General features: G+C 71.8%; 21 protein-coding genes. 12 read left to right on the forward strand and 9 right to left on the reverse strand.

The annotated features are described in order from the left end of the window. Nucleotides 1–149 precede the first annotated feature (149 nt). Together FLV34_RS16515 and FLV34_RS16520 are read left to right on the forward strand one after the other, a co-directional pair. Entirely contained in the window at nt 150–923 is a 774-nt protein-coding gene (locus tag FLV34_RS16515; RefSeq protein WP_142651760.1) for a PaaX family transcriptional regulator C-terminal domain-containing protein, read from the forward strand. Next, nucleotides 910–1,704: an enoyl-CoA hydratase-related protein gene (locus FLV34_RS16520; protein WP_147943499.1), complete on the forward strand. Its 795-nt coding sequence runs from the start codon at nt 910–912 to the stop codon at nt 1,702–1,704. The genes FLV34_RS16515 and FLV34_RS16520 overlap by 14 nt, the downstream gene beginning before the upstream one ends. Nucleotides 1,705–1,790: 86 nt before the next feature. Here the strand turns inward: FLV34_RS16520 and FLV34_RS16525 are convergent, their stop codons facing one another. Then, nucleotides 1,791–2,375 carry a DNA-3-methyladenine glycosylase I gene (locus FLV34_RS16525; protein WP_147943500.1) on the reverse strand — a complete coding sequence of 195 codons (585 nt, stop codon included), beginning with the start codon at nt 2,373–2,375 and terminating at the stop codon, nt 1,791–1,793. Continuing rightward, nucleotides 2,369–2,806 carry a hypothetical protein gene (locus tag FLV34_RS16530; protein ID WP_147943501.1) on the reverse strand — a complete coding sequence of 146 codons (438 nt, stop codon included), beginning with the start codon at nt 2,804–2,806 and terminating at the stop codon, nt 2,369–2,371. Before FLV34_RS16530 ends, FLV34_RS16525 begins: the two co-directional genes overlap by 7 nt. A 43-nt stretch (nt 2,807–2,849) precedes the next feature. On the opposite strand from FLV34_RS16530, the gene FLV34_RS16535 reads away from it, so the two are divergent. Beyond that, nucleotides 2,850–3,122, forward strand: a complete 273-nt coding sequence (locus FLV34_RS16535) for a hypothetical protein (RefSeq protein WP_147943502.1) — start codon at nt 2,850–2,852, stop codon at nt 3,120–3,122. A 10-nt stretch (nt 3,123–3,132) separates the two neighbouring features. Here FLV34_RS16535 and FLV34_RS16540 read toward each other — a convergent pair whose 3' ends face one another. The 7 genes from FLV34_RS16540 to fdxA all read right to left on the reverse strand — a co-directional run bounded on the left by FLV34_RS16540 (nt 3,133) and on the right by fdxA (nt 8,747). Further along, on the reverse strand, nt 3,133–3,711 hold the full coding sequence (locus FLV34_RS16540; protein WP_142651755.1) for a TIGR00730 family Rossman fold protein: 579 nt from the start codon (nt 3,709–3,711) through the stop codon (nt 3,133–3,135). A gap of 9 nt (nt 3,712–3,720) precedes the next feature. Beyond that, on the reverse strand, nt 3,721–4,467 hold the full coding sequence (locus FLV34_RS16545; RefSeq protein WP_142651754.1) for a TIGR00730 family Rossman fold protein: 747 nt from the start codon (nt 4,465–4,467) through the stop codon (nt 3,721–3,723). Between the two features lie 241 nt (nt 4,468–4,708). Beyond that, nucleotides 4,709–5,764, reverse strand: a complete 1,056-nt coding sequence (gene dapE, locus FLV34_RS16550; protein WP_142651753.1) for a succinyl-diaminopimelate desuccinylase — start codon at nt 5,762–5,764, stop codon at nt 4,709–4,711. A gap of 24 nt (nt 5,765–5,788) precedes the next feature. Further along, nucleotides 5,789–6,562 (reverse strand): hypothetical protein, encoded by a 774-nt coding sequence (locus tag FLV34_RS16555; protein WP_142651752.1) that lies wholly within the window; start codon nt 6,560–6,562, stop codon nt 5,789–5,791. Between the two features lie 48 nt (nt 6,563–6,610). After that, nucleotides 6,611–7,258, reverse strand: a complete 648-nt coding sequence (locus FLV34_RS16560; RefSeq protein ID WP_147943503.1) for a DUF4178 domain-containing protein — start codon at nt 7,256–7,258, stop codon at nt 6,611–6,613. Between the two features lie 11 nt (nt 7,259–7,269). Further along, on the reverse strand, nt 7,270–8,349 hold the full coding sequence (gene dapC / locus FLV34_RS16565) for a succinyldiaminopimelate transaminase (RefSeq protein WP_142651750.1): 1,080 nt from the start codon (nt 8,347–8,349) through the stop codon (nt 7,270–7,272). 71 nt (nt 8,350–8,420) lie between these two features. Then, a complete protein-coding gene (gene fdxA / locus FLV34_RS16570; RefSeq protein WP_147943504.1) occupies nt 8,421–8,747 on the reverse strand; it encodes a ferredoxin in 327 nt (108 codons plus the stop codon). 97 nt (nt 8,748–8,844) lie between these two features. Between fdxA and FLV34_RS16575 the strand changes: the two genes are divergently transcribed. The 9 genes from FLV34_RS16575 to FLV34_RS16615 all read left to right on the forward strand — a co-directional run. Continuing rightward, complete coding sequence (locus tag FLV34_RS16575) at nt 8,845–9,072, forward strand: hypothetical protein (RefSeq protein ID WP_142651749.1); 228 nt, start codon at nt 8,845–8,847, stop codon at nt 9,070–9,072. Nucleotides 9,073–9,158: 86 nt separating this feature from the next. Then, nucleotides 9,159–10,256 (forward strand): ABC transporter substrate-binding protein, encoded by a 1,098-nt coding sequence (locus FLV34_RS16580; protein ID WP_261985802.1) that lies wholly within the window; start codon nt 9,159–9,161, stop codon nt 10,254–10,256. 136 nt (nt 10,257–10,392) lie between these two features. Then, nucleotides 10,393–11,169 carry a trans-aconitate 2-methyltransferase gene (locus FLV34_RS16585; RefSeq protein WP_142651747.1) on the forward strand — a complete coding sequence of 259 codons (777 nt, stop codon included), beginning with the start codon at nt 10,393–10,395 and terminating at the stop codon, nt 11,167–11,169. A gap of 47 nt (nt 11,170–11,216) precedes the next feature. Further along, a complete protein-coding gene (locus tag FLV34_RS16590; RefSeq protein ID WP_147943506.1) occupies nt 11,217–12,899 on the forward strand; it encodes a hypothetical protein in 1,683 nt (560 codons plus the stop codon). A gap of 3 nt (nt 12,900–12,902) precedes the next feature. Continuing rightward, nucleotides 12,903–14,963, forward strand: a complete 2,061-nt coding sequence (locus FLV34_RS16595) for a UvrD-helicase domain-containing protein (protein WP_147943507.1) — start codon at nt 12,903–12,905, stop codon at nt 14,961–14,963. 55 nt (nt 14,964–15,018) lie between these two features. Then, entirely contained in the window at nt 15,019–16,884 is a 1,866-nt protein-coding gene (locus tag FLV34_RS16600) for a sigma factor-like helix-turn-helix DNA-binding protein (RefSeq protein WP_142651744.1), read from the forward strand. A gap of 206 nt (nt 16,885–17,090) precedes the next feature. Further along, nucleotides 17,091–18,230 carry a cysteine--tRNA ligase gene (locus FLV34_RS16605; protein WP_147943508.1) on the forward strand — a complete coding sequence of 380 codons (1,140 nt, stop codon included), beginning with the start codon at nt 17,091–17,093 and terminating at the stop codon, nt 18,228–18,230. A gap of 1,189 nt (nt 18,231–19,419) precedes the next feature. After that, the gene (locus FLV34_RS16610) at nt 19,420–19,821 is read left to right on the forward strand and encodes a hypothetical protein (RefSeq protein ID WP_147943509.1); all 402 of its coding nucleotides are present in this window, start codon (nt 19,420–19,422) and stop codon (nt 19,819–19,821) included. Next, nucleotides 19,800–20,180: DUF222 domain-containing protein (locus tag FLV34_RS16615; protein ID WP_147943510.1), on the forward strand; the 381-nt coding region annotated here is incomplete at its 3' end. The genes FLV34_RS16610 and FLV34_RS16615, both read left to right, overlap by 22 nt.

The raw sequence follows: 20,180 nt of genomic DNA on the forward strand, positions 1-20,180 counted from the left end.
CCGGAGGGTAACCGGCGTATTCACGTTTCTGTGATGTTCTATTATCCCGCCTCCGAGCTCAAAAAGGTAACGGCCTGGATCCGGTCAGTGGATCAATGCGGTGAGACACTCGTTGTGGACGGACCGGACGTGACCCCACACTGGGTGGGGTGAACGCCCGAGCCGCGCTTTTCGATCTCTATGGGGACCACCTTCTCGCGCGTGGCGGCCGTGCCTCCGTGGCCGCGCTCGTGAGGCTGCTCTCGCCGCTCGACATCGCGGCCCCGGCCGTCAGGACCGCGATATCCCGCATGGTCAGACAGGGCTGGCTCGACCCCGTACGGCTGCCGCAGGGGCCGGGATACGCGGTCACGCCGAAGTGCGAACGCCGGCTCGACGAGACGGCGGCCCGCGTCTACCGGCGGGGCGACGCGCCATGGGCCGGCCGCTGGCACGTCCTGGTGCTCGAACCGGTCAGGGACCGGGCCCGGCGCGAGCGGCTGCGTGCCGACCTCGCCTTCCTCGGGTACGCCCCGCTGTCGGAGACGACCTGGATCGGTCCGAGGCCCTCGCCCGAGCTCGACGCGCTGCGGATTCCCGGCCACCGGTTCGACGCCGTGTACGAGGGCGACCCGCGTGACCTGCTCGCCCGCGCGTGGGACCTGGACGGCATCGGCAGCGCGTACGAGGATTGGCTGGCCAGCGCGGCGGAGCTGGTGGGCTCGCTGCCGGAGGACGCCTCGGACGACCGGGTCTTCGCGGTCCGCAGCAGGCTGGTGCACGGCTGGCGCAACTTCCTGTTCCGCGACCCCGGGCTGCCCGCCGACCTGCTGCCGCCGGGCTGGCCGGGCGAGAAGGCCCGCACCTTCTTCGAGCAGGAGGCCACTCGGCTGCTGCCGGCCGCCGCCGCGTTCGTGGACCGCACACTGAATGGAGCAGCCTGACATGACCGTGACCTACGACGTCGACGAAGCCGTCGCCACGATCACGCTCAACCGCCCCGACGCGATGAACTCGCTGACCCTCGCGACGAAGACCGACCTGCTCGCGGCCGTGCGGCGCGCCGCCGACGACGCGTCGGTGCGGGCCGTGCTCCTGACCGGCGCGGGCCGGGCCTTCTGCGCGGGACAGGACCTGCGGGAACACGCCGCCAACCTCGACCGTGGCCTCGGTCTGGCGAACACCGTGCGCGAGCACTACAACCCGGTCGTGCTGGCCATCGCGACGATGGGCAAGCCCGTCGTGGCCGCCGTCAACGGGGTGGCCGCGGGGGCGGGCGCCTCGCTGGCGTTCGCGTGCGACTTCCGGGTGGCGGCCGAGAACGCGAAGTTCTCGATGGCGTTCACCGGGATCGGGCTCGCCCCCGACTCGGGCGCGTCCTGGACCCTGCAGCGGCTCGTCGGCCCCGCCCGCGCCCGGGAGATGCTGCTGCTCGGCGACGTCGTCGACGCGGCCAGGGCGCTGGAGCTCGGCCTGGTCGGGCAGGTGGTGCCTGCCGACCGGCTGGCGTCCGCCGCCCGCGACCTCGCCGTACGGCTGGCGCAGGGGCCCACCCGGGCGTACGCCGCGACCAAGGCGGCGCTGGACCACGCGGCGTCGTCCTCCCTCGCCGAGGCGCTGGAGCGGGAGGCGGAGCTTCAGGACGAGTGCGTCGCCACCGCCGACCACGCGGCGGCGACCAAGGCGTTCCTCGACAAGGAACGACCTACCTTCGAAGGCCGGTAGGCGCTTCGAAGCAATCGGCACAGCGAAGGCCGGTAGGCGCTTCGAAGCAATCGGCACAGCGAAGGCCGGTAGGCGCTTCGAAGCAATCAAACACGGCGCAGGGCGGTGACGGCCTCGCGGACGTGGCAGTCGGCGACGTGGTCGTTGACCAGGCCGATGGCCTGCATCAGGGCGTACGCCGTGGTGGGGCCGACGAAGCGGAAGCCGTGCTTCTTGAGGTCCTTGGCCAGCGCCGTGGACCCGGGGGTGCGGGCGGGGACGTCGGCGGGGGTGGCGGGGACCCTGCCGGGCTCCTCGGCGTACTTCCACACCAGCGCCGACAGCCCGCCCGGCACCTCAAGTGCGGCGCGGGCGTTGGCCACGGCCGCCTCGATCTTGGCGCGGTTGCGCACGATGCCCGCGTCGGCGAGCAGGCGCGCCATGTCGTCCTCGCCGAAGGCCGCCACCGCCGGGATCGAGAACCCGGCGAACGCCTTGCGGAAGTTGTCGCGCTTGCGCAGGATCGTCAGCCACGACAGGCCGGACTGGAACGCCTCCAGGGTGATCCGCTCGAAGACGCGGTCGTCTCCATGGACGGGACGGCCCCACTCGTCGTCGTGGTAGGCGACGTAGTCGGGTGTGGTGCCCGCCCACCCGCAGCGGACCAGCCCGTCGTCGTGTGCCGTCACCATGCCTCTTCCGCGTCGACGCGCTCGGCCCGGACGTCGGCCGCCTCGGGCTCCTGCGCCTCGAACCGCTGTGTCTCTGGCTGCCTCGTCTCGGGCCGCGTCGTCTCGGGCCGCGTCGTCTCCTCGCGGGTCTGCGGCCGTGCGTACGATAACTCGGCCACGCGCTGCTCCAGCACCGCGATGCGGGTGTCGCGCTCCCCGAGGGCGACCGAGACGCGGTGCAGCGTCTCGTCCACCGCCTGGGTGCTGTAGCCCACGAGACCGATCGGGAGCCGGAGCGCGATCAGATCGGCGGGAGTCACCTGGCCGGCCGCCGGCAGTTCGAGAGGCGGCACGTCCGGGGGGAACTCCGCCATCTCGCCGCCGTGTCCCAGCGAGACCATGACCACGCAGGCGATCACGGCGAGTCCGGCGATGACGAGTACGACCAGCACATACGAATCGTGCCACAACTCTTTTGCGTGCGAGCATGGAAGCATGACGCGCGTGATCGGGCCCGACGACGAGATCGAGCCCGTCTGGGTCGAGGCCGCCTCGCTGCCGGAGGTGTCCGCGCTGGCCCGGGCGGGGCACACCGTCGTGGTGACGCTCCCCGGCGACGAGACCGAGGCCATCGCGGCCGCCGCCGCGTACGCCTGGGCGGGGGCGGCCGTCTTCCGGACGTCCCACGACGTGCGGCGGGCCCTCGACATGACCGAGGCCCTGCTGGGCCGCCGGCCCCCCGCCCTGACCCGCCGCGGCCTGGCCTGACGGAGCGCTTCTAGCTCTCGCCGAGCTCCTCGCCGGTGGGGCTGAGGTGGAGGGCGGGCCGCTCCAGCAGGTCGAGCGCCTCCTCGACCGTGGTCGCCCACGAGATCGCGTCGAACACGTTCGGCCGGGTGAAGCCCTGCTCGTACATGCGGTCGATCAGGTCGCGCAGCGGGCCGTACAGACCCCATGGGTCGAGGACGACCAGCGGCCGCTCGTGCATGCCGAGCACCCGGGAGGTCCAGATCTCGAAGAGCTCCTCCAGGGTGCCGATGCCGCCCGGGAGCACGAGGAACGCGTCGGACCTGGCGTCCATGATCCCCTTGCGCTCGCGCATGTCGGCGGTGACGATCAGCTCGCCCGAGTCGGTGTCGGCGATCTCGATGTCGACGAGGGCCTGGGGGATCACCCCGACCGTGTGGCCGCCGCCGTCGCGGACGGCCCGGGCGACCTCGCCCATGCAGGAGACGATGGCGCCGCCGCTCACGAGACCGTGGCCGCGGCGGGCCAGTTCGGTGCCCACCTCCCGGGCGAGGTCGAGGTATTTGCGGTCGATCTTCTGGCTGGACGAGCAGTAAACGCAGACGAACACGTCGCAACCCTACTGAGTGCCGGCGCGCCGGTCCGACTCCACGATGATGCGCACGGCCTCGTCGGGGTCGTCGGTGACCGAGACCAGCTCCACGTCCTGCGGCGAGATCTTGCCGGTGGCCAGCAGCGAGTCGCGGATCCAGTCGATCAGCGGCGACCAGAACGAGACGCCCATCATGATCACCGGGAACGACGTGACCTTCCGCGTCTGCACCAGGGTCAGCGCCTCGAACAGCTCGTCGAGCGTGCCGAACCCGCCGGGCAGGGCCACGAACCCGCTGGCGTACTTGACGAACATCGTCTTGCGCACGAAGAAGTAGCGGAACTCGATGCCGAGATCCACGTAGTCGTTGAGACGCTGCTCGTGCGGCAGCTCGATGCCGAGTCCGACCGAGATGCCGCCGGCTTCGAGCGCGCCCTTGTTCGCCGCCTCCATCACCCCGGGGCCGCCACCGGTGATCACCGCGTAGCCCGCCTTGGCGAGCGCCGAGCCGACCTTCACGCCGAGTTCGTACTCGGGGCTGTCGGGACCGGTGCGGGCCGATCCGAAGACGGTCACCGCCGGGGGAAGGTCGGCGAGGGCGCCGAAACCCTCGACGAACTCGGACTGGATGCGCAGCACGCGCCAGGGGTCCTCGTGCAGCCAGCCGGTCGGGCCGCGTCGGTCGAGCAGGCGCTGGTCGTGGGTCGAATCGGGGACGAGTCCGCCGCGGACCAGCGACGGGCCCTGCCGGCGTTCGGGACGGGTGTGCTTCATGACGGTCACGCTAACGGTCGGGGTCGGACATGGTGCTGGACGCACGGGCTGCCCCGGCGCCCCGCGTTCCAAATCGCACCGGAAGAATCTTGAAAAAGATCCTCGGAAGGATGGAACCGGTCGTCGCCGAGGCCCCGTCTAAGAAACGAGGGTGCTGCTCGGGACGAAAGTGGCTTTCCCCGCCAAATGGCCGGCGAGGAAAGCCACTTTCTTCTATCTGCGGGCTCTACCTGCGGCTTACCTATTCGGTCAGCCAGGATGTCATGCGGCGCTCGCTCTCGACGATCTTGGCGAGGCTCACGTTCTCCCCCGCCGTGTGGGCGATATCGGGGTTGCCGGGGCCGCAGTTGACGGCGGGCATCCCGAGGGCGGAAAAACGCGCGACGTCGGTCCAGCCGAGCTTGGCCCGGGGCGTGCCGCCGATCGCGGCGGCGAACGCCGCGGCGACGGGGTGGGTCAGCCCCGGCCGTGCGCCCGGCGCTCCGTCGGTGAGCCGCACGTCGAAGCCGTCGAAGACCTCCTGGACGTGGGCGAACGCCTCCTCCAGCGTGCGGTCGGGGGCGAAGCGGTAGTTCACGGTCACCACGCACTCGTCCGGGATGACGTTGCCGGCCACCCCACCGCGTATGCCCACCGCGTTGAGGCCCTCGTGGAACCGCAGGCCGTCCACCACCGGCTGCCGCGCCTCGTATCGGCGGAGGATGTCCAGCACCGGCGCGACGTCGTGGATGGCGTTGACGCCCTCCCACGACCGGGCGCTGTGCGCGCGCACGCCCTTCACCGTGATCTCGGCCCGCAGCGTGCCCTGGCAGCCGCCCTCGATCAGCCCGTCGGTCGGCTCCATCACGACCGCGAAGTCACCCGTGATCCACTCGGGATGGGTGCGGGTGAGCCGCAGCAGGCCGCTGCGCTCGGCCTCGACCTCCTCGCAGTCGTAGAAGACGAAGGTCAGGTCGCGGTTCGGCTCGGCCAGCAGGCAGAGCTTGAGCTGGACTGCCACGCCGCTCTTCATGTCGGACGTCCCGCAGCCGTACAGCACGCCGTCTTCGACCCTGCTGGGCAGGTTGCCGGCCACCGGCACCGTGTCGATGTGCCCGGCGATCACCACGCGCTCGGCCCGGCCGAGATCGGTCCGCGCCACCACCGCGTCGCCGTCACGCAGCACGGTCAGGTGGGGCAGCGGAGCGAGCGCCTCCTCGATGGCGTCGGCCAGCGCCTTCTCCGCGCCGCTCACCGATTCGATGTCCACCAGTCGCGCCGTCAGCGCGCCCACATCCTGGGAAAGGTCAAGCCGCATGTCACCCGACCCTAATCCACCGGTTCACGCGATCTGGACCGTGGCGACGGGCTTGGTGGCCTTGCGCCAGCCGTCGTGCCCGCTCTCGGCCGTCCAGGTGACGCCCTCGTAGCGCACCTGGCGCAGGCCGTACTTCTGGGCGTAGGTGACATACCAGGCGGCGATCAGCCAGCCGCGCTTGGTCGAGGAGTCCGTGCCGAGGGCGCGCACGAGCTGCTTGCGCGCGGCCTCGGGCTGCGGCGTGACCGGCTTGTCGGACGGCGGATACCAGCAGTGCACGGCCTGGGGCACGCGCCCGCTGAACGCCGCCGAGAGGATCCTGGCGTTGTACTCGTGCTCGGCGTAGGCCGAGCCGTCGGCGGAGCGCTGCACGGCCTGTGCCGCCTCGTGCAGCGGCAGGGTCGTGTAGTGCCGCACCTTCTCCAGGGCGGCGAAGAACTTGCGCGCGGCGTAGACCGGGTCCTGCAGCTGCTCGCGCGTCCCCCAGCCCATCGAGGGCCGCTGCTGGAAGACGCCCACCGAGTCGCGGTCGCCGTACGGCAGATTGGCCAGCTTGGACTCCTGGATCGCCGTGACGTAGGCGATCTGGAGGGCGCGCTCGGGCAGCCTGCGCCGCACCGCGACGGCGGCGATGGTCGCGGCCACCTGGGCCTGCTCGATGTCGAGGTCGAGCGTGCCGTCAGGGGTCTTGACCATGCAGTGTTCGCCCAGAGCGAACGGCTTTGTCCGCTTCAGCAGGTGATAGGCGCCATAGAAGATGGCCGCACCCAGCAGGGCCACGATGACCACGACGGTCACGACAGGTTTGGTAAGGCGCCGTTCCACAAGCAGAACCTACCCGGATGATCAGGGAAGCCGATCCACGCGAATCGATCCCGGGGTCAGCGGCCGGGCGTAGGACGCCTCCCACTGGCCGCCCTGCACACGCTGGAACGACAGCAGGCGGCCGTCGCCCGTCCGATAGTCGGCGAAGTCGAGCAGGCCGCGCTCGGGCAGCCCCGTGTTGCCCTCGGAGCGGAAGGCGGCCGTGCCGCGCTCGACGGGATAGAACTCCAGGCCGTCCACGATGAGCATGTGCCTGGCCGGCACCATCCCCTGGGTCGGCACGTCGGTCCATAACAGGACCTCCAGGTGGAGGGACTCGCCCTCCGTGCCCGGCCGTTCCTCGACCGACAGCCAGTTGTAGCGCCGGGCGCCCTCGTCGAGCAGATACTCCGTCCACTTCTCGCCCTGCATCGTGCAGTGCAGGGCCCCGGCGGCCCGATAACGGGCGGCCTCCACATAGACGGTGTCGCCCACCCGGATCGTGCGAGGGTCGAAGAAGTCCGGTTCGGCCGCGGGGTCGTGCGCCTGCGCCTCTCTCGGATCGGCGGCCGGCGTGCGCACCGGCTCGCGCGTGCGTGCGCGCCGGGTCGCGGCGACCGCGCCCACGACCGCGCCCAGCACGACGACGACCGTGGCGAGGCCAAGCACGATCACGATCGCTGTCGTCATGGCGCGCGATCCTACTGGAGGCGGCTCACCGCCGCATCGACGCGCTCGTCGGTGGCGGTGATGGCGATGCGGACGTGTTCACGCCCGGCCTCGCCGTAGAACTCGCCCGGCGCGACGAGGATGCCCAGCTCGGCCAGCGCGCGCACCTGGTCCCAGCAGCCGGTGCCGTTGGTGGCCCACAGGTAGAGCCCGGCGGTCGAGTGCTCGATCCGCCAGCCTGCCCGCTCCAGCGCGGGCCGCAGCACCGCCCTGCGCCGGGCGTACCGCTCCCGCTGCTCGTCGGCGTGCGCGTCGTCGTCGAGCACGGCCGCCGTCGCGGCCTGGACCGGGGCGGGCATCATCATGCCGGCGTGCTTGCGCACCTCCAGCAGCCGCCGTACGAGCCGGGGGTCGCCGGCGACGAAGCCCGCGCGGTATCCGGCGAAGTTCGACCGCTTCGACAGGGAGTGGACCGCGAGCAGGTTCTCGTGAGAGCCCTCGCACACGTCCGGGTGGAGGACGGAGACCGGGTGCGCCTCCCAGCCCAGCTCGATGTAGCACTCGTCGGACGCGACGATCGCGCCGCGCTCGCGCGCCCACGCGACGACCTTGCGCAGGTGCTCGGCGGGCAGGACGCGCCCGGTGGGGTTGGACGGCGAGTTCACCCAGACGAGGGGCACCCGCTCGGGGCCCAGCGAGAGGAGCCCGTCGGTCGCGTACGGCTCGGCCCCGGCCAGCCGCGCGCCCACGTCGTACGTGGGATAGGCGAGCTCGGGGAAGACCACGCGCTCGCCGGGCCGCACGCCGAGCAGCGTCGGCAGCCAGGCCACCAGTTCCTTGGAGCCGATGGTCGGCAGCACGTCGGCGGGATCGATCGTGACGCCGTGCCGCCGCCGCAGCCAGCCCGCGGCCGCCTCACGCAGCCGCGGCGTGCCGTACGTCAGGGGATAGCCGGGGCTGTCGGCGGCGGCGGCGAGCGCCTCACGGGCGACCGGGGGAACCGGGTCGACGGGCGTGCCGACCGACAGGTCGACGATCCCGCCGGGATGCGCCCGCGCCAGGTCCTGATAGGGCACGAGCCGATCCCATGGGAAGTCCGGCAAGGCAAGCAAAGAGAATCCCCCAGTCGTCACGGTCCGTGCCGGTCAGGCGCCGGTCGGGCGCCGTGCCGGTCGGTGGTCGCTCAGTGGTCCTCGCCCTGCGGCGGGAGCGCCGCGACGAGCGGGGGGTCCTTGTTGATCTTGCCGACCTTCGAGGCGCCGCCGGGCGAGCCCAGCTCCTCGAAGAAATCGACGTTGGCCTTGTAGAAGTCCTTCCACTGCTCGGGAAGGTCGTCCTCGTAGAAGATCGCCTCTACGGGGCACACCGGCTCGCACGCACCGCAGTCCACGCACTCGTCGGGGTGGATGTAGAGCATGCGTTCGCCCTCGTAGATGCAATCGACGGGGCACTCCTCGATGCACGCCTTGTCCAGGACGTCCACGCAAGGCTGCGCGATGACGTACGTCACCTCGGGCTCCTTCTGGGTTGCACGGCTCGACCGCGGGTTGCTAGCCCTAGTATTGCGGTGCCTGCCGACTAGCCGGAACAGGAGGGGGGCAAACGTCGTGGCCCCTCGGCTCGGAGCCCGTCTCGTGGTCGCCATCAGCCCCGCCGACGTGGGCAAAAGGGTGACGACACGGCGCAGGGTGCCCGGTGGGCACCGGGACGCCGTCGGCGTGTTGGAATCCTGGCGCGACGGGGTGCTCACCATACGCAAACGGGACGGAAGCCTCGTGGAGATCGCCGAGGACACCCTGGCCGCGGCCAAGGTCGTGCCGCCGCCCGCCCGGTAATCCCCTGGCCTGATCCGGGGGCCGACTCGGTAATGCCCCAGCGTGCCGTGGCGAACGGCCGCCGCCGCGTGGGGAGCATACGCGACGTGACGATACGTGCCTGCGCCGTGACGATCTCCTCGGCCGCCCTCCTCCTGTTCGCGGTCTCCGCGTGCTCGAAGCCGACGTCGTCCTCCTCGGACAAGCCGCTGCCTCCCCTGAACCCCCGCGCCGACAGCCTCGAGTCCGGGTTCGGCACCATGGACAGGCTCGTCGACGCGGCCAAGAAGGAGGGCGCGCTCACGGTCGTGGGCCTGCCGGGCGGCTGGGTCGGCTACAAGGAGATCATCGCCCGCTTCTCCGACAAGTACGGCATCAAGGTGACCTCGATCGTGCCGGAGGCGAGCAGCAAGCAGGAGATCGACACCGCGGCCCGGCTGAAGGGCACCACGCAGGCGCCGGACGTCTTCGACCTCAGCCTGGAGGTCGCGGTCGCCAACGCCAAGCTCTTCGCCCCCTACCGCGTGACCGGCTGGGCGGACATCCCCGACGAGGCCAAGGAGCAGCGGGGCCGCTGGTTCGCCGCCTACGGCGGATGCATGTCGATCGGCTACGACTCGAAGAAGGTCCCCGCCCCCGCGTCGTACGGCGCGCTGGTCAGGCCGGGGACGATCGTGGCGCTGCCGGGCGACCCGCGCACGATGGCCTCGGCGTTCAGCGCCGTGATGGCCGCCTCGCTCGGCCACGGGCTGCCGGACGCCGCACGGGGCGTGGACCTGTTCGCGCGGCTGAAGAAGGGCGGCATGCTCGGCCGGCCCGACCAGGCGTCGGCGGTGGTCGACTGGGACTTCATGAACGCGGCGCGGACCGCCTCCGGCCGCGGCGAGTCGGCCTGGCGGGTGACGATCCCGAAGAACGAGGTGCTCGCCTCCTACTACATGCAGGCGATCAGCGCCGACGCGCCGCACCCCGCCGCCGCCCGGCTGTGGGAGGAGTTCCTGCTGTCCGACGAGGGCCAGAACCTGTTCCTCAAGGCGCACGCGCGGCCCGCCCGAATGGAGGCCATGGAGATGCGCGACGCGCTGGACGGAGACGCCGCCGCCAGGCTGCCGAAGGCGTCCGGCGAGCCGGTGATCCTGAGCATCCCCGAGCAGGACAAGGCCAAGTCGTACGTGGCCGAGCACTGGGCCAAGATGGTCGGCTGAGCCCGCCGATCGCCTCCCGATCTCGCAGACGCGACGGAAGCCGTAAAGTGTGTCGTTATCTCAGCAGTCTCACAAGTCGGCATGAGATTGCGGCAATCCCGACACAGGGCACCACGTGTCAGAATGCGAGCCGATCTTGAGGTACGAAACCCCCAGTCTCAGCCGGTGGAACGCTCGCGCCTACGACAGCTCCTTCGGCTACGTCTCGGCTCAGGGCGCGCCACTGGTGGAACTGCTCGACCCGCGCCCCGGTGAGCGCGTGCTGGACCTCGGGTGCGGCACCGGCGTGCTCACCGCCGACATCGCCAGGCGCGGCGCCCACGTGCTGGGCATCGACGGCTCCCACTCGATGATCGAGCAGGCCATCGCGCACCATCCCGGACTCGACTTCACGGTGGGCGAGGGATACGACTTCACCGTCGCCCAGCCGTACGACGCGGTCTTCTCGAACGCCGCGCTCCACTGGATGAGCCGCGACCCCGATGCGGTGATCGGCTGCGTGCGGGAGGCGCTGCGGCCGGGCGGCCGGTTCGTCGCCGAGATGGGCGGCGCGGGCAACTGCGCGACCCTCACCTCCGCCGTGCTCACCGCCTGGCGGGAGTACGGCCTGCCCGAGCCCGAGCTGCCGTGGTATTTCCCCAGCCCCGCCGAGTATGCCCTCCGGCTGGAGAAGGGCGGGTTCACCGTCCGGCTGCTGGAGTATTTCGACCGCCCCACCCCGCTCGACGAGTGCCCGAACGGCGCGGCCGACTGGGTCAGGATGTTCGCCGGCTCGCTGCTCGACCGGGTCCCCCCGGCGGCCGTGGAGCCGCTGCTGCACCGGGTCAACGAGCTGGCCGCCCCCGCGCTCCGCCGGGAGACCGGCTGGATGGCCGACTACGTCCGCCTCCGTTTCGCCGCAGAACGCCACTGACCTCTCCTCCGCGACGGAGCGGTTTGCCAGACTATGGACTGGTCTTCGTGAGTGATGGGGAACGGATGAACTTCTGCCTGAGTGACCTTGTGCCACCGCTGCGCTGGAGTGACGCTGCCCGCATCACGGCCCTTGCCGACCGGCCCGGCCTGCCGGACGCCTGGTGGCGCACGCTTCCCCTGCACCGGGTGCTCGCCGTCCTGGACGCCGAGGCGCTGGGCGACCTGCTCACCGGGCTCGCGCTCGACCACTGGCCGGCGGCGGCCGTCGGCGACGTGCTGCCCGCGCTGCACGTGCTCGACCCCGACGAGGCCGACGACCCCCAGGTCGCGATCGCGCTCGACCGGGCAGGGTCGTGGCACGGCCTGCTCGCGCTGTCCGGCAGGGAGCTGGCCGACCAGCCGTTCGTCAAGGCCCGCCCCGTGCTGACCGCGCTGTTCACCGCCGTGTTCTTACGGATGTCCCCGGAAGAGGCGCCGGTCCCCGAGCCGGTCCCCGAGCCGGTCCCCGAGCCGGCCGCCGCGCCTGTCCCCGAGTCTGTTCCGGAACCTGTTCCCGAGTCTGTTCCGGAACTGGTGGAGGTTCCACCGGAAGAGCCGGTCTCGGAGATCCCCGAACTGATCGACGCGGCGTTCGGCGACCTGGACGACCAGACCTGGATGGTGGCGCAGAACCGGGTCTTCGCCGACGAGCCGTCCGACCCCGACCAACTGGCCAGGCTGCTCGCCGTCCATCCCACCGTCATCCACGACCTCGAAGCGGCCCTGCGCGACCGGCTGTCCCGCTGGCTCGCGCTGCCGGAGGCGAAGCCGTACAACGAGCATCTGACCCGGCTCACCGAGACCTTCGGCACCGCGGTCCCGAAGGACCGCTTCGTCGCGGCGGCCGAGTGGCACGAACGCGAACTGCGCTCGCTGGAGGTGCCCGCCTGGCGGTTCGTGCTCGCCACGCTCCCCGGATATCGCCTCTCCGGCGACTGGCTCGTGGACGGCGACATCGAGGACCTGCGGGAGCGGACGCGCAGCCTGATCGCCTCGGCCGAGCGCCCCCCGACCGTCCCCCGGGCGCTGGAGATGATCGGCTCTCTCGGCATCCGTCCCGACGTCGCCAGGCAGTGGCTGGAGAGCGTGCCGCAACTGCGCGCCCAGAAGGCGTCCCAGATCGACCCCGACCGGCAGCCGGGCGGGCAGCACGGTGGTCAACAGGGTGGTCAGCAGGGCGGGCTGAAGGACGTCGCGCTGACCCGGCGGTGCTTCCGGCAGCCGGACGGCAGGTGGTGGCTCAGGGTCGACGTCACCGCCGACCACCTCCAGGGCGCCGAGGTGCCGCTGCCGAGCGGGTTCGCGGCGTACGTCGGTCTCGCGCCGGGCGAGGACCGCATGGTGCGCAGCGCGGCCGGGGAGGTCGGCCTCTCCTGGCACGCCCGGCCGGTCCTGGGCTCCCTCCGGCGGATTCTCGGCGAGGTCGCGGCCGAGGAGGGCAGCCACATCTTCCTGACCCTGTCCGAGGAGGGCATGCTGCGCGTACGGCACCTGCCGGCGGCCGAGGGCGGCGACGAGACGAGCCGCGCGCTGCGCCTGGTGGGCTACACCGCGCCGAGCGGCACGCCCGACCAGGCGGCGCGGGTGATCGCCACCCGCGTCGGCCTTTCCGCGCCCGTCGGGCGGCCCGAGCTCCTCGCGCGGCTGCGCGAACGCGGGGACCGCGACCTGCTGTCCCTGCTGGGATAGCCGATGCCCCGGCTCGCCATCTCCCCGGAGTTCCTGCGCGGGCTCGGCGCGCTCACCCGGCCGGTCCGCCAGGACGTCGCCGTCGCGATGCGCCGGTTCCTGCTGAACGCGTCCGCCGCGCCGCACCCCGAGAAGGTGCGCAACAGCCGTGATCCCCGCGTCGCCACGCTGCGGCTCGCCGACCGCCACCGGGGGGTGGTGGTGCGGCAGGACGACGTCTACTGGCTGCTCACCGTGCTGCCGGACGCCGAGGCGTGGTCGTACGCGCAGCGCTACAGGTTCGGGGTCAACACGGCCATCGGGATCGTGGAGACCTGGGACGCCGAGGCCCTGGAGCGGATCGAGCCGGCCCTGCGCCGCGCGTCGGTGAGCGGCGGCCGGCCGCTGTTCGAGAACTGGTGCGACGCCGACCTGCTCAACATCGGCGTCGACGCCCACCTGCTGCCGCTGCTGCGGCTGATGACGTCGGAGTCGCATCTCGCGGCCGTGGAGCCCCTGCTTCCGTACAGCCAGTACGCGCCGCTCACGGCGCTCGCCCGCGGCGACTCGCTCGCGGCGGCCTGGCGCGAGCTGGACGCCTGCCGTTCCCGCGCCGCCGACGAGATCGACCCCGAGGATCTCCTCGCGGCGCTGCGGCGCAGCCCCGACCGGGCCGTGTTCGTCGCCGACGCGGCCGAGCTCGAACGCGTCCTCACGCTGCCCGGCTGGTGCACGTTCCTTTATCCGCCGCAGCACACGTACGCCAACTGGCCGGCGTACGAGCAGCCGGTGCTGATCACCGGAGGCGCGGGCACCGGGAAGACGGTCATCGCGCTGCACCGGGCGGCCCTGCTCGCCCGGGCGGCCACCGGCCCGGTGCTGCTGGTGACGTTCTCCCAGAGCCTCGCGACCGAGCTGTCCGCGCGGCTCGACATGATCATCGACGACGAGGTGGTCCGCAAGCGCGTCGAGGTGGGCAACGTCGACAGGCTCGCGCACCGCATCGTCGCCGAGGCGGAGGGCCGCGCCCCCGCCCTCGTCTCCTCCGACGATCTGTCCGAGCTGTGGCAGGAGGCGGCCGCCGGACGCTTCGGCAGCGCGTTCCTGCTGCGCGAGTGGGAGCAGGTGATCCTCGCGCAGGACCTGCGGACGCTGGAGGAGTATCAGGCCGCGCGCAGGCCGGGCCGTGGCGTGCGGCTCGACCCCGAGGCCAGGACGCTGGTGTGGGAGGCCGTCCAGCACGTCGTACGGCGCCTGCGCGAGTCCGGGCGGCGGACCCTTCTCCAGCTCGCCTCGGAGGCGGCGGGCCTGCTCGGGCGGGCCGTGGGCGACCTGCTCGGCGACGAGGCGCCGGGGCGGGAGCCGTACCGGCACATCGTGGTGGACGAGGCGCAGGACCTGCACCCGGCCCAGTGGCGGCTGCTGCGGGCGGCGGTCCCCGTCGCCCCGAACGACCTGTTCATCGTGGGAGATCCGCACCAGCGCATGTTCGACACGCGGGTGGCGCTGACGGACCTCGGCATCCCCGCCCGCCACTTCCGTCTGAAGATCTCCCACCGGCTGCCGGCCGAGATCCTGTCGTGGGGAGTGCGCCTGCGCGGCGGTGGCCCCGCCGACGGGCTCGTCGCGGGCAATGCCGCGATGTACGGCTATCGCGCGCTGGACAACGGCCTGCGCCCGATGGTGCGCGGATACGTGGACGCGGAGGCGGAGATCGCCGGGCTCGTCTCCACCGTGGCCGAATGGCTGGAAGAGGGTGTGCCGACCGCCCAGATAGCGGTGGCCGCGCGTACCTCGGACCTCGTGCGTACCGCGCGCACCGCACTACGCGAAGCGGGCATCACGGTCAAGGTCACCTCTCTCCATGGAATGAAAGGGCTGGAATTCCGTCGGGTGGCCGTGATAGGCGTGGCTGACGGAATCGTGCCGGCGCCGGACGCGCTGACCCCGGCCGACGAGGACCCGACGGCCCGGGCGCACGATCTGCAACGCGAACGGGGGCTGCTCTACGTGGCATGTACGCGGGCGGGGGAAGTCCTCTACGTGTCCTATTCGGGGCGCGCCAGTCCATTCATCCCGGCCTGACGTCCGATCCCCTAGTCTGAACTGCGGATATATTCCCCTTGCCGGTTGGACCTGCATGAACCTCAGCCTTAGCGACATCGTGCCTCCGCTGCGCTGGACCGCGCCCAGCCAGGTAGAGCCGATCGCGAGCGACCCCGGTCTTCCCGACGCGTGGTGGCAGGCGCTCCCTCTCGACCGGGCCTGCGCGGCGGTGGGAACCGGCCAGGTCGCCTCCCGGCTCGCCGACCTCACCACCGCGTGCTGGGCGCACCTGGTTCTCGGCGACATCCTCCCGCTGCTCAGGTTCACGCACCCCGAGGAGAGCCTGCAGACGCCCGGCCCCCGGGAGAACGTCCACGAGCTGTACGTCGACGTGATCGACAAGCTGCTCGCCACGGAGCCCGCGAGCGAACCGGCCGGGGCGGCCGTTCCGCCGGCCCTCCCCGAGCGGCCGATGCCCGAGATCATCGACGGGATCTTCGCCCGGCTGGACGACCGCCAGCGGGCCATCGCCCGCGACCGGCTCTACTTCGACGCCTCGCAGCACCCGGGCCAGGCCCAGCGGGCCACGCTGGACGAGCTGGCCCAGCGCTTCTCGGTCACCCGCGAGCGCATCCGGCAGATCGAGCGCGACCTGCGCGACCACGTGATGGAGTGGCTGAACGGCCCGTCCGCCGCGCCGCTGAACGCCCACCTCGCCTGGCTGCGGACCCGGCTGGGCTCGGCCGTACCCGCCGACGACCTCGCCGCCGCCGTGCCGTGGCACCGCACCGAGCTGATCACGCTCGCCATCCCCGCCTGGCGGTTCGTCCGTACGCTCCTGACCGGCTATGAGCAGGTGGACGGCTGGATGATCGCGGGCGGCGCCGACGAGCTCAGGGAGAAGACCCGGCAGCTGTTCGCCGACGGCCCCCGGCCGCTGGAGGAGGCGGTCACCCTCGTGGCCCAGCTCGGCATCCGGGAGGACGTCGCCGAGCGCTGGCTGGCGTCGGTGCCGCAGCTTCGGGTCATGGACGGCCACGTCGTCCTCTGGCCGCGCAGCATGGGCGACAAGGCGGAGGCCGTGCTGGCCGTCGCCCACGCCCCGCTCACCCCCGAGGACATCCAGTCGCGCATCGGCGAGGACTACAGCCTCGTCGGCATCCGCAACCAGCTCGCCTCCGACGAGCGGTTCATCCGGCTCGACCGCAGCAAGTACGGCCTGCGGCGCTGGGGCGGCGACGAATACCTCGGCATCCGGGAGATGATCATCCGGGAGATCGAGCGCGCGGGCGGCGAGGCGTCCGTGAGCACGGTCGTGGACAACCTGACCTCCCGCTACGACGTCAGCGAGAGCTCCATCAGGGCGTACGCCGGAGGGCCCGGGTTCGAGCGGACCCAGCGCGGCTACATCAGGGTGGCCGTCCCCGAGCAGGCCGAGGCCTACCAGCCGCGCCGGGACGTGTCGATGACCCGCCGCTGCTTCCGCAGCAGGGACGGCCGCTGGTGGCACCGCGTCGACGTGAACGCCGAGCACCTGCGCGGCTCGGGCTCCCCGCTGCCGACCGGCTTCGCCGCCCACCTCGGCATGGCGCCCGGGGGGCAGCTCACCGCCTCCACCGCGTCCGGCGAGGTGGTGATCAGCTGGCACAACCAGCCGACCATCGGCTCGATCAGGAACGTTCTCGCCGAATACAACGCCTCCGAGGGCGACCACGTCTTCCTCACCGTCTCCGACGGCGGCGAGCTGCTGACGCGCTTCCTGCCCGCGGCGGTGGCCGGGCTGCCCGCCATCAACCATGCGCTGCACCTGATCGGCTACACCGCCCCGGTGGCGTCGGAAGCCGAGGGCCTGCGGCTCATCGGCGCCCGCATCGGCCTGCCCGAGGGGGCAGGTCGCGAGGAGGTCCTCGACCGCCTGCGCGACCGCGGCGACCGCGACATCCTGACCTTCCTCACCTGATTCCGGCTTCCGTCGGGGTCCGAGACCGGAGCGGGTGCTCAGGGCCGGACCGGTTCAGGGGCGGTTCAGCGGTTCAAGGGCCGGGCCGGCTTAGGGGCCGGGCCGGCTTAGGGGCCGGGCCGGCTTAGGGGCCGGGGCGGTTCAAGGGCAGGCGGCCGGTTCAGGGGCCGGGCGGGGATGTCGGTGGCAGCACGTAGGCTCGGAGCATGTTGCGGCTCCACGACACCCTGACCCGGCAGGTCGTGCCCGTCGCCCCGGCCGGTTCGCGAATCCTGCGGATGTACACCTGCACCGCACACGAGCCCTCCGGCCTCGCCGACCTGCGCCCCGCCCTGCTCGCCGACCTCGTCCGCCGCGTCGCCGAACGCGCCGGGTTGCGGGTGCTCGCCTGCCGCAGCGTCTCCGACCTCGCCCGCAGGAACGGCGGTCGCGGTGTCAACGGCGACCGTGACAGCGAGAGCGCGTCCTTCGACGCCGACGCGCTCGCGCTCAACATGCGCGCTCCCGAGCACTCCCCCAGGACCAGCGAGACCATGGGCCTGGTGATCGAGCTCATCGGGCGGCTCATCGAGCGCGGCCACGCGTACGCCACCCCGGAGGGGGCCGTGTTCTTCGACGCGGCGTCCTTCCCCACGTACGGCGAGATCTCCGGAAAGCCGGGCTCGGCGTCCGACTGGCCTCTCTGGGAGCCGGCGCAGGAACCGCCGCAGGGTTCGGCCGGCGACGACGCCGGACCGGTCTGGAACGGGCCCTGGGGCCGTGGGCTCCCCGGCCACGACCTGGAGTGCTCGGCCACGCCCCTGCGGTTCCTCGGCCCTCGCTTCGACCTGTACGTGGGCCGCGCCGACCTGTGCTTCCCCCACCACGAGAGGGCACGGGCCCAGTCGAACGCCGCCACAGGCCAGGAGGCCGCCGTCCACTGGGCGCACTCCGGACACCTGCTGTTCGAGGGCCGCCCAGCCGGCACCGGCGACGTCGTGCCGCTCTCCGGGGTCGTCGCCGCAGGTCTCGATCCCCTCGCCGTACGGCTGGCCCTGCTGGAGCACCACTATCGGCGGCCGGTCGACCTCACCTGGGACGCCCTGCGCGCCGCCGACGAGGAGCTGCGGCGGCTTCGGCGTCGGGTGGCCGAATGGGCGGAGTCACCGAGCCGCCCGATCAACGGCGCCCACGCCGAGCGCGTCCAGCAGGCATTGGACGACGACCTCGACACTCCTGCGGCGCTACGCCTCCTGCGCGAACTGGAGGCCGACGAGTCGATCGAGCCCGGGTCCAAGTTCGAGACCTTCCTCCATTTCGACCACGTGCTCGCCCTCGACCTGCCCGCCGACATCGGCCGCATCTGACGAGCGTTCTCCTGTGCGAACGGGCCCTGTTCCGCGGTCGCGCCCTGGCGTTCGCCATGGACGGCGTTTCTCCTCGTGAACGGGCCCCCTTCCACCAGCACCACCCCAACACCCGCCAGGACCAGCGCCTCCCCACGTGAACGGGCCCCGTTCCACCGGCACCGCCCTGACGTTCGCCATGGACGGCGTTTCTCCTCGTGAACGGGCCCCCTTCCAGCACCACCCCAACGCCCGCCATGACCAGCGCCTCCCCACGTGAACGGGCCCCGTTCCGGAAAACTGACGGCCGACTGACAGCCAGCGCGCGTCAGGCTGTCGGCGGGTCCTGAAGCCTTGTTCTGGCACAGATTTCGCGCGTTACAGGCCAGTCCACATCCGGCTGGGCCGCATCGGTTGAGCCTCAGGCCGTCGGCTGCTTGCCCGCGAGTTCGCCCGCCACGCCACCGGCCATTGCGCCACCGTGCTCCGCACCAACACACTGCGCTGCCACACCCCGCCGCCCCCGCCGCCACACCTCGGCTCCTGCGCCTCGGTTCCTGCGCCGCGTACGTCGCCGGCACCGACAGGATCCGCGCCGGTGATCCCATTCAGGGCGTGATCGCCGACCATGCCGTCCAGCTCGGCCGCGTCCTGCGCGCCGATGCCGCCTTGTGGAGCAGCCCTGTCGCCGCTTTCCGAGCAGCCCCATCGCCACTTTCCCGGCAGCGCCTTTCGCGCTTTCCGAACGGCCCCCTTCGCTGCCTTCTGGGCAACCCCTCCAGCGACTGGCACGCCCTTCTGGGGTTTACCTGAGGCTCCAACCACTCGCTTCGCACAGTTGTCACTCGCTCACAGAGTGTGAGAGAATCCATACATCAGTTCGAATCAAGTGAGGAGGGTGTGATGGATCTGTTCGACTTCGATCCTGAGCGCCCTCACCACTCGAATGGCCCTGACGACGGCTGGTGGGATCGTCTGATCGCCAATTCGCCGCTGTGGTCGTCCGACGGCTCATCCGCCCGCGAGCCCTTCCCGATCATCAACTTCGGGCCCCGGCAGCGCGCCGACGCACCCGTTGTCGAGAGCGTGGACGCCCCGGGCGCGGACGCCCCAGGCACGCATACCGACAGGGCAGATAGCGACGGCGCGGATGCCACGCGTGGAGCTGCCGTCGATGCGAATGCCGCCGGCACGAACGGCGCTGGCGCAAATGCCGCGAGTGGAGCTGCCGATCGTGCGGCTGCTGCTGGCGTGGACGGCGCTGGAGCGGATGCCGCTGGCACGAATGCCGCGCGTTGCGCCGCCGACAGCGCGGGATCTGACGCGGGTGCCGCCCGTGAGGCTGCCGATGGCGCGGCTGCCGCCGGTGCGAATGGCTCTGGCGCGAATGGCGCGCAGGGGGCTGCCGACGGCGCGGACGCTGCTGGCACAAACGGCACTGGCGCGAATGACCCTGGCGCGGCCGGCCCGAGTGCTGGTGCGGGTGCGGGTGGGGGTGCTTCCGATGGTGTGGGTGGGCGTGATCGTGGCCGTGGTCGTGGTCGGGGTGGTGTGCGGTCGTCGTGGGTGGTGGTGGGGTCGGTTCGTGAGGTGGCCCAAGAGCTGGCGCTGACCCCGCTTCCCGACGACGTGGACATGTGCCTGGCCGAGGCGGAAGAGCTGCTGTTCGCCCGCGACCGGATCACCAGCGCCCTGGCCGACCGCGTCGGCCGGGTCCACCGAGCAGGTCAGGCCAAGCAGCACGGCCATGCCTCCACCCGCTGCTGGCTACGCACCAGAGGGGGGATGACCGTTGGCGGAGCGGGCCGCCTGCTCACCCTCGGCGCGGAACTACCCCGCCTCCCCGTCGTGCGGGAGAAGTTCGCCACAGGGGAGCTGGCGGCGGGGGTGGTGGAGGCCATCTGCGCCGCCGTGGCCGGACTAACCGACGAGCAAGCCACCCTGGCGGAGCCGATCCTGGTGGACCTGGCC

The organism is Microbispora sp. CSR-4 (assembly GCF_008033685.1).
Lineage (GTDB): Bacteria > Actinomycetota > Actinomycetes > Streptosporangiales > Streptosporangiaceae > Microbispora.